We start from the raw sequence: 13702 nt of genomic DNA on the forward strand, positions 1-13702 counted from the left end.
ATGGGTAAGATCGTGATAACCGGCGCCAGCGGCCAATATGGTCGCGGCGTCACCGATCGGCTGATCGCGGCGGGCCTGGGGGATCGGCTGGTGCTGATATCGCGCACCCCCGCCAAATTGGCGGAGCGAGAAACGCAGGGCTGCACCATCCGCTATGGCGATTTCGACCGGCCCGAAACGCTGGGTGATGCAGTTGCGGGGGCCGAGACGATGCTGCTGATTTCCGGCACGCGGGTCGGCGCCCGCGTGGCCCAGCACAAGGCCGCCATCGATGCCGCCGCCGCTCAGGGGGTGCGCCATATCCTCTACACCAGCTTTATCGGCATCGACGATCCGGCCAACCCCGCCGAGGTGCGCCATGACCACATTGAAACCGAACGCCTGATCCGCGCCAGTGGCATGGACTGGACCATGCTGCGCGACGCGCATTATGCCGACGCGATGATCGTGATGGCCGGGCCGGGCGTGATGAGCAGCGGCCAATGGATATCAAACGCGGGCGACGGGCGCGAGGCCATGGTTTGGCGCGACGATTGCATCGAAAGCGCGGTGGCGGTGCTGCGCGACATTGCCGCCGGATCGGGGCCCCACGCGGGCCGGATCTATAACATCACCGGCCCGGACTTGCAGACATTTGCTGAAGTGACGGCGATCCTGTCACAGATCACCGGCGTTCCGCTGACCTACACGACCGTCTCGGACGAGGCGCAATATGCGATATTCGACGCTATGGGCATCCCGCGCCGCCCGGTCGATGACAGCAGCGTCAATGGCATCCCGTGGAACAGCGACGACATGGTGACATTCGGCGCCGCCATCCGCGAAGGCTTCCTCGCGATCCGCAGCGACGATGTGGAAAAACTGACCGGTCGCCCGCCGCGCAGCGTGCGCAGCCTGATCGAAGCGCATGCCGATATGCTGCGCGCCGCAGCCCAACCAATGGAACATGCGAAATGAACGCCCCCTTCCCCCAGATAACCCCGGTTGAACCCCATATTGCGCATCCCGACCGGCTGTTCATCGGCGGCGCATGGGTGGCCGCCCATTCCGGCCGCATGATCGAACAGATCAGCCCCGACACCGGGGAGGTCGTCTCCGCCGTGGCCGAGGCCGACGAGGCCGATATGGACGCCGCCGTGGCCGCCGCGCGCCATGCCTTTGACCATGGCCCATGGCCCCGGATGCAGCCTGCCGAAAGGCTGGCGGTGATGAAGAAAATGTCGGCCATCCTGCATGCGCGCGTGGGCGAAACGGCGCGGGCATGGTCAATGCAGATGGGCGGCCTTGCCAGTTTTTCGGGCATCATGCAGGCCGGATCGAACGCCACCTTTGACGGCATCATCGCCATGGCCGAAGGGTTCGATTGGGTGGAAACCCGCCCGACTGTTGGCGCGGCGGTGGGCATGGTGGCCTATGAGCCGGTGGGCGTAGTGGCCGCGATTGCGCCATGGAACGGGCCTTATGGCATCATGCTGAACAAGGTGGCCTATGCGCTCGCCGCCGGCTGCTGCGTCATCATGAAGCCTAGCCCCGAAACCCCGCTTGAGGCCTATATCATTGCCGAGGCGGCGCATGAGGCGGGCGTACCGGCGGGCGTGGTCAATCTGGTCACGGGCCACCGCGAGGCCTCGGACCATCTGGTCTGCAATCCGGGCGTGGACAAGGTCAGCTTTACCGGATCAACCGTCGCGGGCAAACGCATTGCGCAGGTCTGCGGCGAGCGGATCGCGCGATGCACGCTGGAATTGGGCGGAAAATCGGCGGCGATCGTGCTGGATGACTTCCCCATCGAAATCGCCGCCAAGATCTTTTCCGGCACCATCTGTATGATGAGCGGGCAGGTTTGCGCGATGCTCAGCCGCGTGTTGGTGAGCCGTACGCGTCACGATGAACTGGCCGCCGCGATTGCCGCCGAGATGGCCCAGGTCAAAATCGGTCATAGCGATGATCCCACCACCCAGCTTGGCCCGGTGTCGATGAAGCGCCAATTGGAGCGGATCGAGAGCTATATCGAGGAGGGCAAAAAGACGGCGACGCTGATGCATGGCGGCGCGCGTCCGGCGCATTTGCCCAAGGGCTATTTCATCGAACCGACCCTGTTCGCCCATGTCGATAATGCCAGCCGCATTGCGCAGGAGGAGATCTTTGGCCCGGTCCTCGCGCTGATCTCCTATGAGGATGAGGCCGACGCCATCCGCATCGCCAATGATAGCCATTTCGGCCTGAATGGTTCGGTGCTGACCCAGGATGTCGATGCGGCCTATCGCATTGCACGGGCCGTGCGCACCGGGGCGGTGGGGCAAAACGGGCTGCGGATGGACTTCGGCCTGCCCTTTGGCGGGTTCAAGCAATCGGGCCTTGGCCGCGAAGGCGGGATCGAGGGCTTGTTGGGCTATACCGAACTCAAGACCATCCTGCTCGATGGGATGCCGTCAACACTATAGGCCCGAAAGGGGGCGCCGGCCAGATTACGGCGACGCCCCCTTCCCCTCTCACAGCTCGTGATGTCGGGTCAACGCAGCTCTATACAGCCGCCATCGACGAATAGGTCGACGCCATTGATAAACGATGCGCGCGCGCTGGCAAGAAACAACACAGCCTCGGCCAGCTCTTGCGAGGTTCCCATGCGACCAATTGGCACCACTGCGGCCATCATTGCCTTCATTTCGGCGATAGTTTCGGGCGTGGCGTCGCGCTTGAAAATTTCGGTGTCGGTCGGGCCGGGGCTGACCATATTGACCCGGATGCGGCGGGGCAGCAATTCCTTGGCCAGAATGCGCGCCATCGCCCGCAAGCCGGCTTTTGCTGCAGCATAGGCAACATTGCCCGGCACCGCGGCCAGCGATCCGATCGATCCGGTGATGACAATGTTGCCCCCATCGCGCATCAGCGGCAACGCGCGCTGAATCGCGAAAAAGGCACCGCGCAGGTTCACGTCATGGATCTGGTCCCAGAACTCCTCGGTCACCTGATCGACGGGGGCGAAACCGCCCACGCCCGCATTGACGAATAACACGTCGATTCCGCCCAGCGCCTCCTCGATCTCGGCCATGGCACCCGCGCTTTGCTGCGGGTCGGCAATGTCGCTGCGGATGGACAGGGCGTCCAGATCCTCGGCAATTTCGCGCAAGGCATCCGTGTTACGGCCGGTTACCGCAACCTTGGCGCCTTCTTCACGAAATCGGCGCGCGGCGGCAAGGCCAATGCCCGCCGTCCCGCCCAGCACGACCACGCAGCGGTCAACAAACTCTCCGGTAATCGAAACCATGGATCGGCCCCTTAAAACATCGTGTTCTGGTTGGCCGATGTTTCTGGCACAACTTGCAAAACGTCCCAATGTTCCATGACCTTGCAACCTTTTACGCGGAAAATATCGACGACCGCCGATCCGCGCTCTTCGGGCTTCATCCGGCTGTGCGTGTGGACCATCACCATATTGCCATCGGCCAGAATGCGCTTGATTTCTGCCTTATGGCCGGGGTTGGCCTTCATAAAGGGTTCAAGGAAAGCAATCGCCGCATCGCGCCCGGTGGCGGCATAGGGATTGTGCTGAATATAACCGGGATCGACCCAGGTTTCAAAGGCATGGCGCACCTCACCCTTGATATAGAATTCATCCATGAATTTGGTGACGACCTGTTTCGGCGTCAATTTGCAAGCGCCCCCCGCGGCAGGCGCCGCCATCGCGGGCGCAGCAGAGAGCAACATCAAGGCGGCCAATGAAAAGCGCAGCATGGAACCTCTCCTTTAATCAAAACATGGGCAGCGGATTGACCGGATTTGCGGGCACGTCCTGCAACACATCCCAGTGTTCGGCAATCATGCCATCGCGCACGCGAAAGATATCCACGACCGCCAAACCGGGATCGCCGGGAAAGCGTTCGACATGGACATGCATGGCCACCATATCGCCATCGACCATCGACCTGTGAATGGTCTGGCGCGCGTCGGGGCTTTCGGCCCGGACATGGTCAAGGAAGGCCTTTAACGCCGCCACCCCCGGTTCGGCCAGCGAGGAATGCTGCACATAATCGGGCGCAATATATTGGTCGACGGCGGACGAATCCATCGCGATCAAAACCTTGTGATACATCTCTGTCACGAGGCGCAGATTGGCCTCTTCCTGCGCGGTGCGCGCCATGATTGTCTCTCCCCTGCCTGTTGTTTTTGCGCGATGAAGCGGTGATCCCGCGCAATGGCTATTGTAACAATTGATAGCATATGCCAGACAGGATGCAACCGGCGACAGGGACCACACCCCTCATTCCCCTGACGCCATACAATTGGGGAGAGGTTATGGATCGGACCGCGCTTTATGGCGTGCTCGACAGGTTTCTGGCGGCTTTGGCGGCGCGCGATGCGGGCGCTGTTGATTGGGCGCCCGACGCACAATTTTCCGAAAACAACGTGATGCTGACGCCCGGTGACGGGGTTTGGAACACGCTGCTGGGCATTGGCGAATATCAACTGCGCTTTGCCGACACGCGCACCGGACAGGTCGGCTATTTCGGCACGATCATCGAGGCGGTCGAGGAATCTGGCTTCACTCTGCGTTTGGCCGTCAACGCGGCGGGCCAGATTACCGAATGCGAAATGTGCATCGTGCGGCAAAGCGATTCGGGCATCAAATTCGAAAACCCGCAATACTGGGTCAAACCCATTCTTGAATCGGGCGTCGAAGCCCCGGTGGACCGGGCCGAAATGGTGCGCCTGTCCAACGGCTATTTCGACACGCTGCAATTGAACGACGGCACGATCCACACGCGGTTTCACCCCGAATGCAACCGAGTGGAAAATGGCGTCCAGACCACCCGCAACCCGGACTTTGCCAAAATCGTCCCCGTCTCGGCGCTGGGGTGCGAAGAGCAATTTCGTATGGGCAATTATCGCTATGACGATGAATTGCGCGCCCGCCGCTTCCCCTTGGTGGATGAAGAACGCGGCCTCGTGCTGGCCTTTGGTTTCATCGACCATTCGGGCAAGCTGGACCGCTATCAATTGACCGATGGACGCTGGGTCAACAGCCCGGTGCGCCGCCCGCATTCCTTCTATATTTCCGAACTCTTCAAAATCGACCACGGCATGATTTGCCAGATCGAGGCCAATTTCATCACCGTCCCCTATCGCATGCCCAGTCCGTGGCCCAATGAACGCCCGCAGCAGGAATTGCCCCGATGAGACGGCTGATTTCCGCGCTGGCACTGGCGGCTCTGGCCACCCAACTGACCGCCGGGCAGCCAGAGGGCGCAGGCGCGCAATGGACCAACCCCGGCGGCGATGCGGGCAAGACGCATTACAGCCGCCTGTCCCAAATCACCCCTGCCAATGCTCCGCGCCTCGGTCTTGCGTGGATGGCGGAACTGGGCACCACGCGCGGCATGGAGGCGACGCCGGTGATGGTGGGCGGCGTCCTTTATACCGCTGGCGTGGCGGGCCGGGCCTATGCCCATGATGCGGCGACAGGCCGCCTGCTCTGGGCGTTCGAACCGCAGGTGGACATGCAGCTTAACCGCACCGCCTGTTGCGACATGGTCAACCGGGGCCTAGCCGTGGCCGATGGCAAGGTGTTCATCGCTGCGCTCGACGGCTGGATGTATGCGCTGGATGCCAAGACCGGCAAGGTGGTGTGGAAGACCGATTTTATCGAAAACCGCGCCAAGGGCGACAATTCCACCGGCGCGCCGGAAATCGCGGGCGATGTGGTCATCATCGGCATGGCGGGCGCGGAATATGACGTGCGCGGCTATGTCACGGCGCTGGACCTGAAAACCGGCGCAATCCGCTGGCGTTGGCATGTGGTGCCGCGCGATCCGGCGCTGGGGCCGCAGGATCGGCCAGAACTCGACGCCGCGCTGAAAACATGGGACCCGAAAAGCCGCTGGGACATTGGCGGCGGCGGGGCGCCATGGGATGCGATCAATTACGATCCCGAAACCGGGCTGGTGCTGATCGGCACCGGCAATGGCGGGCCCTACGCCACATCGAAACGCAGTCCATCGGGAGGCGACAATCTCTATATCGGCTCGGTAGTCGCGCTGGACCCGAAAACCGGGGCGATGAAGTGGCATTATCAGGAAACGCCGGGCGACAACTGGGATTTCACCAGCACCCAGCCGATGGTGCTGACCCATGTGACGCTGGACGGCTTGGATCGACCGGTGGTGCTGCATGCGCCAAAGAACGGGTTCATGTATGTCCTCGACCGGCGCGACGGGAAATTGCTGCGCGCCAACCCTATCGCACGGGTCAATTGGGCCAGCGGGGTGGACATGAAAACCGGGCGGCCCAATCTGACGCCGGAAAGCTCGGACTATACCACCGGGCCAAAGATCGTGTTTCCCGGCACGCCCGGCGCACGCAACTGGCATGGCGCGGCCTACAGCCCCAAGACGGGCCTGTATTATGGTGCGGTGCTGGACATCGGCAATCTGATCTTCATGACGCCGGGGCAAAAGCCGTTAAAGGCGCGCGGATTGAACAATGACGCCGCGCTGATCTTCACCACCGATGTGGGGGAGGCGGTGGATACCCTGCCCCCGCCTCTGGCCGCGCAGGTCAAGGCGCTGCCCGCCTTTGCCGAAGCGGTGAAGAACCCCGGCAAGGCGCAGATGCGCGCGCTTGATCCATTGACGGGAAAAACCGTGTGGGCCGCCGATATGCAAAGCTGGCAGGATCGCAGCGGCGCGCTGGTCACGGCGGGCGGCGTGATGGTGCATGGCAATGTGGCGGGGCAATTGGTTGTCCGTGACGCCGCCAATGGCCGCATCGTCAAAACCATCGACACCGGCACCAGCATCCTTGCCGCGCCCATGACCTATACGATCGGCAAAACCCAATATATCGCCGTGGCGGCCGGTTGGGGCGGCGGGGGCTTTCCCTTCGTGCCGCGTTTTGCCGCCGCGTATAATCGGGTGAATGCCAACCGATTGCTGGTGTTCAAACTGGAGGGCAAAGCGCGCCTGACGCCCCCGCCCCGCCTGCCCGCGCTGACCGTGGCGCCCGAACCACCCGCACAGGCACCGGGGGTGACGGGCGAAACCATTGCGCGGGGGCAAGGCCTGTTCTTCGCCAATTGCGCGATTTGCCACGCCAACCGCCACCGCTCGATCACGCCAGACCTGCGCCGGATGCAGCCCGGAACGCATGAGATGTTCCGCCAGATCCTGCTCGACGGCTTGCTGGTGCCGGGCGGGATGCCGCGCTGGAATGACATCCTGACGCCCGCGGACGCCGATGCGATCCACGCCTATCTGATCGACCTGCAAGCCAAGACCCGCGTTGAGGAACTGGCCAAAGTGAAGGCGAAGAAGCCGCTCGACGGGCCTGCGCTGACTATTCTTTCCAATTATTAGAGGCCGAACCCCATGGAATTTTCGACACTGGAAAACCCCCGCCTCGAATTCGCCTTCGCCTGCACCCTGCGCTTTACGCGGGTGCAGATGGTGCCCGATATCCCATCGGGCGGCATGCGCAGCGCAGTCTATGTCGACGAGGGTACGTTTGAAGGCCCGCGTTTGAAAGGCCGCGCCGTGCCCAATTCGGGCGGCGATTATGCGCTGTTCCGCCCCGATGACACCGCCTGTTTCGACGCCCGCTATATGCTGGAGGAGGAAGACGGCACACTGATCTATATGCAGAACAAGGGCTTCCTGTGGGGACGCGAGCCGGGGGTGATGGACCGGCTGCGCCAATGGGCCTTTGCCGGGGGCGACCCTGTGCCCCATGCCGAATACTACCTGCGCGCCCAGCCCAGCTTTGAAACCAGCAAGGGCAAGCATGACTGGCTGACGCGCCACATCTTCATCGGCATCGGCGAGCGCCGCCCGGATGGCAACCATGTGCGCTATTACGCACTGACGTAAAGGAGGCCGCGATGCCCCTGGCCCAGATCGCCTATTCCGGACGCGGGGTGGAACGGCCCCGCTATTACGCCAATGCCCATCACCGCGATGTGCTGGATATCGTGTCGCACCCGATGCGTGTGGAAAGCGCGCGGGATTTGAACGCGGACATTGACCGTGAAGGGTTCACACTGGCGCGGCACGATAGCGCGGTGTCCGACTGGCGCGACCCGGCACAAATCGCAGGCGTCTATGCGCCCGAACTGGCCGCTCTGGTCCAGCGCGTCACCGGGGCGGACGAGGTCAAAGTGTCGCCTCATGGCATCCTGCGCTTTTCGGAAAAATCGGGTCTGGCGGGCAGCGGCAACAATTCCCACCCGGCGCGCTTTGCCCATATCGACGTGGCCGATGGATCATCGCGCTTGATGGCCGAGCGCGGCGCAGGTGGGCGCTCCTTTCGCCGCTATGCCGCGATCAACATCTGGCGCGCGCTTTCCCCCGCGCCGCAGGACGTGCCGCTCGCCCTGTGCGATGCGCGCAGCGTGGCGGCGGGGGACCTGATCGTAGCCGATGCGATTTTCGACGAGCCAGATGGCCGCGAATGGGGCTTTGAAGGTCTGGTCGTCGCGCATAATCCGGAGCATCGCTGGTATTACTATCCCGACATGCACGTGGGCGAGGCCATCCTGTTCAAAACCAAGGACAGCGACGAGGCCGCCGCGCGGCATATCCCCCATGTGGCGTTTAATGATCCCAGCGCGCCGGGGGACGCGCCGCCTCGGTCTAGTATTGAAATGCGGGCGACGGCTTATTGGTGGTAGGTTTTTAGGGGTGCCTCCGGCGGGCAAAGGGACTCTGTCCCTTTGCAATCCCCATACTGTCTATGTGGTGCGCAATATCGCCCAAAGCGCAACATTACCGCGCCGCAGGCTATTAAGCCGCTTCGCGGATGAGCGCCTCACCGCCAAGGTTGCGCCACCCCAGAAAGGGGATTGCAAAGGGCCCCCGCCCTTTGCCCGCCGGAGGCAAACTTCCTTCCTCTCAATTCAAATCCACAATCGTAATTTCCTTCCCCTCCAGCGCCGCCTTGTTTGCCGCCCGCCGCATCCGCTCGACCTCCAACCGCTCTGGCGGTGCCTCATCCGACGGCAGGGCGGCTATGCTCTCCTCATAAATCGCCCTGAAATCCTCGGCGAATTCAGGGTGGGTGAAGATCAGGCCACGCCCTTCGCTCATGCCGGACAGGATGCGTTGCCCTGCCTCCAGCGGATCCATGCCCGCCGCAAAGGCCTTGCCGAAATGTTCAAGCGCGCCGCGATCAACCTGCCCAAAACCGCTATCGACAAATTCGGCGGGGCGGCGAAAGGCCGAGTCCCACGCATTGGTGGCCACCAGCGCCGGACACACCAGCGAGCAACCGATACCCAGCGGCACCAGATTATAGCGCAAGCTCTCGGTCAGGCCCCGGACCGCAAATTTGCTGGCGGTATAGATCCCGGCCTGCGGGCCGGACAGATAGGCGGCCATGCTGGCGATATTGACGACATGGCGGCGCCCGGTGGCGCGGCGCAGCGCGGGCAGGAAAGAAGTGATCCCATTGACCACCCCGCCGAAATTCACCCCCATGATCCAGTCATAATCGGCATAGGATGCATCGGCGGTGTTTCCAAAGACCGAGACGCCCGCATTGTTGACCAGCACATGCACCGCGCCGAAATGCTGTTCAACCCGCCGGGCCGCAGCGGCAAATCCATCGCGGTCGGTGACGTCAAGGCTCACCCAAAGCGGTTCTTCCAAACCATTTTGCGCAAACCATGCTGCGGCTTTGCTGCGGTAATCCTCGTTGCGATAGGACAGCGCCAAGCGCATCCCGGCCAGCGCAAAGGCCCGTGCAATGCCAAAGCCCAGCCCCGATACGCCCCCGCTGATAAAGGCCACGCGCCCGCGCCAGCCATTCGTTTCCTCGCCCATGCATTTTCCCTCTCGCCAAGTTGGCCACTATTGTTAGTATAGCATACAAATAAGCCCAAGGAATCGGGCTGGCAATATGGGAGAGTGAAATGGCTGATACAGACACCCGTCTGGCCGCGCTGGAACGCCGTGTGCAGGAATTGGAGGATATTAACGCGATCCGCCGACTGCACTGGGCCTATGGTTACTATATCGATTTTAACCGCGCCGAAGACGTTGCCAATCTCTTTGCCGAAGATGGCGAGGTTATCTTTCTTTCCGGCATCTACAAGGGCCGCGAAGGCGCCTATCGCCTCTATGGCACATGGTTCAAATCGCTGTTCCTGGCGCCGGGCGAGGAAGGCCCCGCCTATGGCTTTTTGCTCGACCATTTCCAGATGCAGGACATCATCACCATCGCCCCCGACGGGCAAACCGCCAAGGGCCGTTTCCGCGGCATGCTGTTTGGCGGCAGCCACGAAAGCCGCGAGTTCAAGCCGCAGGGCCTGCCGCTGCAATTCATGGAGGCGGGCATCTATGAGAATGATTACGTGAAGGAAAATGGCGTCTGGAAAATCAAACGCCTTGATTACATGATGCAGTGGCAGGGCGATTATGAAGCAGGTTGGTCAAAGACCACTGCGCATCTCCAGCCCCTGACCGAATGCTATCCGGCCAATCCGATCGGTCCGGATGAAATCCGCACCGCCGAATTGCGCCAGACTTGGCCCTATCGCCATGATGTTCCGATGCATTTTGCCCATCCACGCTTTGGCGCGGCTTTGGCCAATCAGGTTCAGGAACCGGCCTGATCCTTGGGCTGTGCCGCGTCCCATTCGGCGATGCGGCGCAGTACAAGCGAGGTCAGATTGTCCATTTCCCGGCGCTGCCGAACGGTCAATTTACCCAACAAACTTTCCGCCACGCCGTGCAGCATGGGCTGCATCTGGCGATAGGTCGCCTCGCCTTCTGTGGTCAAGCGGACCGGGCGGCGGCGGCGATTTTCCGGGTCGTTATAATCCTCAACCCACCCGCGCGACTTGCACCCCGCAATCGCCCGGCTGACATTCATCGGAGACATGGCCGTCATATGCACCAGATCATGTCCAGCCAGCGGCCCTTCACCAGCCAGAGCCATCAGCACTTTCACCTCGCTGGTGGAGGCATCAAAGGGGTCACAAACGCCCACCTTCATCGGATCACCGATCAGGCTGCACAATTTGAGCAGGCTGATCAGAAGCGGGGTCAGATCGTCCTCGGCCAGAGTTTCCGTCATGGAATTGGGCATGCTGTTACTGCTGTTCATGGTGGTGAAACTAACCACATTCAGGGGCGGAATGGCAAGTTTTTTCCCCTTTTCACATTAACGAATGTGACCTTTTCGCATCAGTGACCCCCGCAAGCAGCTTGTGTTCAAGAAAATCCGGCACGCCTTCTTGCCAAGTCAAAATTCGTATGTATCACTCACAAACATCAGGGCGGAAAAAGCCCGATATAGGAGAGGGAATCATGGCCAAGACTTTTGGCATCTTTACTCGCGCGCGCCTCGTTCATGCGGTTGCTATCCCGGCTCTGGCCTGCGCATTGTCCGCGCCCGCCCTTGCGGCCGAGGCGCCTGCGGCCGACGCCCCGCCCGCTGCCGAAGAGCATGGGCTGAAAGAAATCGTGGTGACGGCCCAGTTCCGTTCGCAAAAACTTCAGGACACGCCGCTCTCGATCACGGCGGTCAATTCCGACCTGTTGAAATCGCGCAACCAGACCGACATCAGCCAGATCGCAGCGCAGGCCCCCAACGTCCAGCTCACGCAAATGGGCGGCGCCTTTGGTTCATCGATGGCCGCCTATGTTCGCGGTGTTGGTCAGTACGACTTTAACCCCGCCTATGAACCGGGTGTGGGCATCTATATCGACGATGTTTATTATGCCTCGCTGACGGGTTCGGTGATGGACCTTCTCGACCTTGACCGGGTCGAAGTGCTGCGCGGGCCGCAGGGTACGCTGACGGGGCGCAACTCGATCGGCGGCGCGATCAAGATGTTCTCGACCAAGCCGAGCGCGGAAAATTCGGGCAATATCGAGGCCGCCTATGGTGCGCGCAACCGTCTGGACCTGCGCGGCAGCATGAATTTCGCGCTGACCGACTCGCTGTTCGTGCGCGTTTCGGGCGTTCACAAGCGCCAGGACGGCTATGTGAACATGATCGATTATGGCTGCGCCAATCCCGGCAACTCGCTGGGCATCACGGGCAATGCCAATACCGGCAAAGGCTGCGTGATCGGCAAGCTGGGTGAAAAGAACTACACCGGTGCCCGCGCCTCGATCCGTTACAATCCGAATGACAAGATCGACTGGATCATCTCGGGCGATTACACCTATGAAAACCGCAGCAATGCCGCCAGCGTTCTGACCGTCAACAATACGGCCAAGACCGGCGGTGTCGATTTCCGTTGCGGCAATTTCTGCACCTACGCCAATTTCTACATGCCCGCCGGTGGTCAGGCGGGACAGGCCTATACGATGCCCTTGAACACGATGTTCACCGGCTGGGGCGTGTCGAGCAACCTGAAGTACACGATCAGCGACAACCTCAACCTTCAGGCGATCACGGCCTATCGCAAGTATCATCAGACCTTTGGCACGGACGATGATTTCACCCCCTATGCCCCGGCGGGCGGCGCCGGGTATAACGACCTGACCTTCCGCTTCTTCAGCCAGGAACTGCGCCTGAACGGCAAGATCGGCACGTTGGGTGAATGGACCGTCGGCGGGTTCTACAATGATCAGACCTCGGTCTATTTCACGCGTCAGGACATCCGCTACATCGTGCCGAATGTGCCCAGCTTCTATCTGCAATTCCAGGGTAATGACCCGGTGAAGGCCAATTCCAAGGCCGGTTTTGCCACGGTCATCCTGCACCCCACAACCGCGCTGACCGTGACGGGCGGCCTGCGCTATACCAGCGAGCACAAGGACTATACGTTCGTGCGTCAGAACTGGTCGGGCGGCCCGCTGGTCGATCCGTTCGGGGTTGGCGCGCTCAATGGCAGCAAGGCCAACTATGACGGCGAAAAGCTCGACTGGCGCATTTCGGCCGACTATCGCTTCAATCCGCAATTGATGGCCTATGCCACGGTCAGCACCGGCTTTAAGGGCGGTGGCGTCACGGCGCGTCCCTTCACCAAGACGCAGGCCACCAATGGCACGTTCCGTCCCGAAACGCTGACCTCCTATGAATTGGGCATCAAGAGCGATCTGTTCGACCGTCGTCTGCGCGTGAACCTTGCCGGTTTCATCAATGACTACAAAAACATCCAGCTGCCGATCTCGGACTGCTCGCTGCTTGATGGTTTTGCGCCCGGCACCGATCCCTTCCCCTGCGCCGCGATCCAAAATGCCGGTGACGGCAAAATGTGGGGCCTTGAAGCCGAAGTCAGCGCCAGCCCGATTGAAGGTCTGGACATCGATGGCAGCCTGAGCTGGATCGATGGCGAATGGAACCGGATCAGCGCGCAGGTTACCTCGATCAAGCTGACCGATCCCATCACCTCGCCCAACTGGCGCGGCAGTTTCGGCATCCAGTACAAGGCGGATCTGGGCGGCAAAAACGGCACGCTGACCCCGCGCTTTGACCTTGCCTATACCGGCAAGCAGCAGATCGGTCGCCTGACGGTGGCCAGCCCGCTGGACTATAACCCGGCCTTTGCCATCGCCAATGCGCGCCTGACCTGGAAAAATCCCAAGCAGGATCTGGCGATCAGCTTTGAAGTGTCGAACCTGTTTGACAAATACTACTATCTGCCGCTGCGTTTCCAGGCGCTCTATGCCTCGGCAGGCACGGTTTACAGCAATGTTGGCCGCCCGCGTGAATGGGCGATCTCGGTGCGCAAGTCGTTCTGATAACGATAATTTTC

13 protein-coding genes are annotated in these 13702 nt (G+C 61.3%); 8 read left to right on the plus strand and 5 right to left on the minus strand.

Translation table 11 applies throughout. The annotated features are described in order from the left end of the window. Positions 1-957, plus strand: coding sequence for an SDR family oxidoreductase (locus AC2S2E_RS17470; protein WP_486523225.1), 957 nt, complete (start codon positions 1-3; stop codon positions 955-957). Next, positions 954-2444 carry an aldehyde dehydrogenase gene (locus AC2S2E_RS17475; RefSeq protein ID WP_486523226.1) on the plus strand — a complete coding sequence of 497 codons (1491 nt, stop codon included), beginning with the start codon at positions 954-956 and terminating at the stop codon, positions 2442-2444. The genes AC2S2E_RS17470 and AC2S2E_RS17475 overlap by 4 nt, the downstream gene beginning before the upstream one ends. A 68-nt stretch (positions 2445-2512) precedes the next feature. Here AC2S2E_RS17475 and AC2S2E_RS17480 read toward each other — a convergent pair whose 3' ends face one another. Genes AC2S2E_RS17480 through AC2S2E_RS17490 form a run of 3 tightly spaced genes read right to left on the minus strand, consistent with a single transcriptional unit; the run spans position 2513 to position 4141 of the window. Beyond that, entirely contained in the window at positions 2513-3268 is a 756-nt protein-coding gene (locus AC2S2E_RS17480; RefSeq protein WP_486523227.1) for an SDR family NAD(P)-dependent oxidoreductase, read from the minus strand. Positions 3269-3279: 11 nt separating this feature from the next. Beyond that, positions 3280-3735, minus strand: a complete 456-nt coding sequence (locus AC2S2E_RS17485; protein WP_486523228.1) for a nuclear transport factor 2 family protein — start codon at positions 3733-3735, stop codon at positions 3280-3282. A 16-nt stretch (positions 3736-3751) separates the two neighbouring features. Next, complete coding sequence (locus tag AC2S2E_RS17490) at positions 3752-4141, minus strand: nuclear transport factor 2 family protein (protein ID WP_476105166.1); 390 nt, start codon at positions 4139-4141, stop codon at positions 3752-3754. A gap of 155 nt (positions 4142-4296) precedes the next feature. On the opposite strand from AC2S2E_RS17490, the gene AC2S2E_RS17495 reads away from it, so the two are divergent. The 4 genes from AC2S2E_RS17495 to AC2S2E_RS17510 are packed head-to-tail and all read left to right on the plus strand — an operon-like array spanning position 4297 to position 8662. Beyond that, positions 4297-5178 (plus strand): DUF8021 domain-containing protein, encoded by an 882-nt coding sequence (locus AC2S2E_RS17495; RefSeq protein WP_476105167.1) that lies wholly within the window; start codon positions 4297-4299, stop codon positions 5176-5178. Next, positions 5175-7352 (plus strand): PQQ-dependent dehydrogenase, methanol/ethanol family, encoded by a 2178-nt coding sequence (locus tag AC2S2E_RS17500; RefSeq protein ID WP_486523229.1) that lies wholly within the window; start codon positions 5175-5177, stop codon positions 7350-7352. Before AC2S2E_RS17495 ends, AC2S2E_RS17500 begins: the two co-directional genes overlap by 4 nt. Positions 7353-7364: 12 nt before the next feature. Then, entirely contained in the window at positions 7365-7862 is a 498-nt protein-coding gene (locus tag AC2S2E_RS17505; protein ID WP_292687535.1) for a DUF3237 domain-containing protein, read from the plus strand. 11 nt (positions 7863-7873) lie between these two features. Next, a complete protein-coding gene (locus AC2S2E_RS17510) occupies positions 7874-8662 on the plus strand; it encodes a CmcJ/NvfI family oxidoreductase (RefSeq protein WP_476105170.1) in 789 nt (262 codons plus the stop codon). Positions 8663-8882: 220 nt separating this feature from the next. Here AC2S2E_RS17510 and AC2S2E_RS17515 read toward each other — a convergent pair whose 3' ends face one another. Continuing rightward, positions 8883-9812, minus strand: a complete 930-nt coding sequence (locus tag AC2S2E_RS17515; protein ID WP_486523230.1) for an SDR family oxidoreductase — start codon at positions 9810-9812, stop codon at positions 8883-8885. A gap of 89 nt (positions 9813-9901) precedes the next feature. On the opposite strand from AC2S2E_RS17515, the gene AC2S2E_RS17520 reads away from it, so the two are divergent. Beyond that, complete coding sequence (locus tag AC2S2E_RS17520) at positions 9902-10603, plus strand: nuclear transport factor 2 family protein (protein WP_476105172.1); 702 nt, start codon at positions 9902-9904, stop codon at positions 10601-10603. Here the strand turns inward: AC2S2E_RS17520 and AC2S2E_RS17525 are convergent. After that, positions 10588-11097, minus strand: coding sequence for a MarR family winged helix-turn-helix transcriptional regulator (locus tag AC2S2E_RS17525; RefSeq protein WP_486523231.1), 510 nt, complete (start codon positions 11095-11097; stop codon positions 10588-10590). The two genes, AC2S2E_RS17520 and AC2S2E_RS17525, sit on opposite strands and share 16 nt — an antisense overlap. 203 nt (positions 11098-11300) lie before the next feature. Between AC2S2E_RS17525 and AC2S2E_RS17530 the strand changes: the two genes are divergently transcribed. Continuing rightward, on the plus strand, positions 11301-13688 hold the full coding sequence (locus tag AC2S2E_RS17530) for a TonB-dependent receptor (protein ID WP_476105174.1): 2388 nt from the start codon (positions 11301-11303) through the stop codon (positions 13686-13688). Positions 13689-13702: the final 14 nt, after the last annotated feature.

The organism is Novosphingobium sp. 550D, assembly GCF_057401885.1.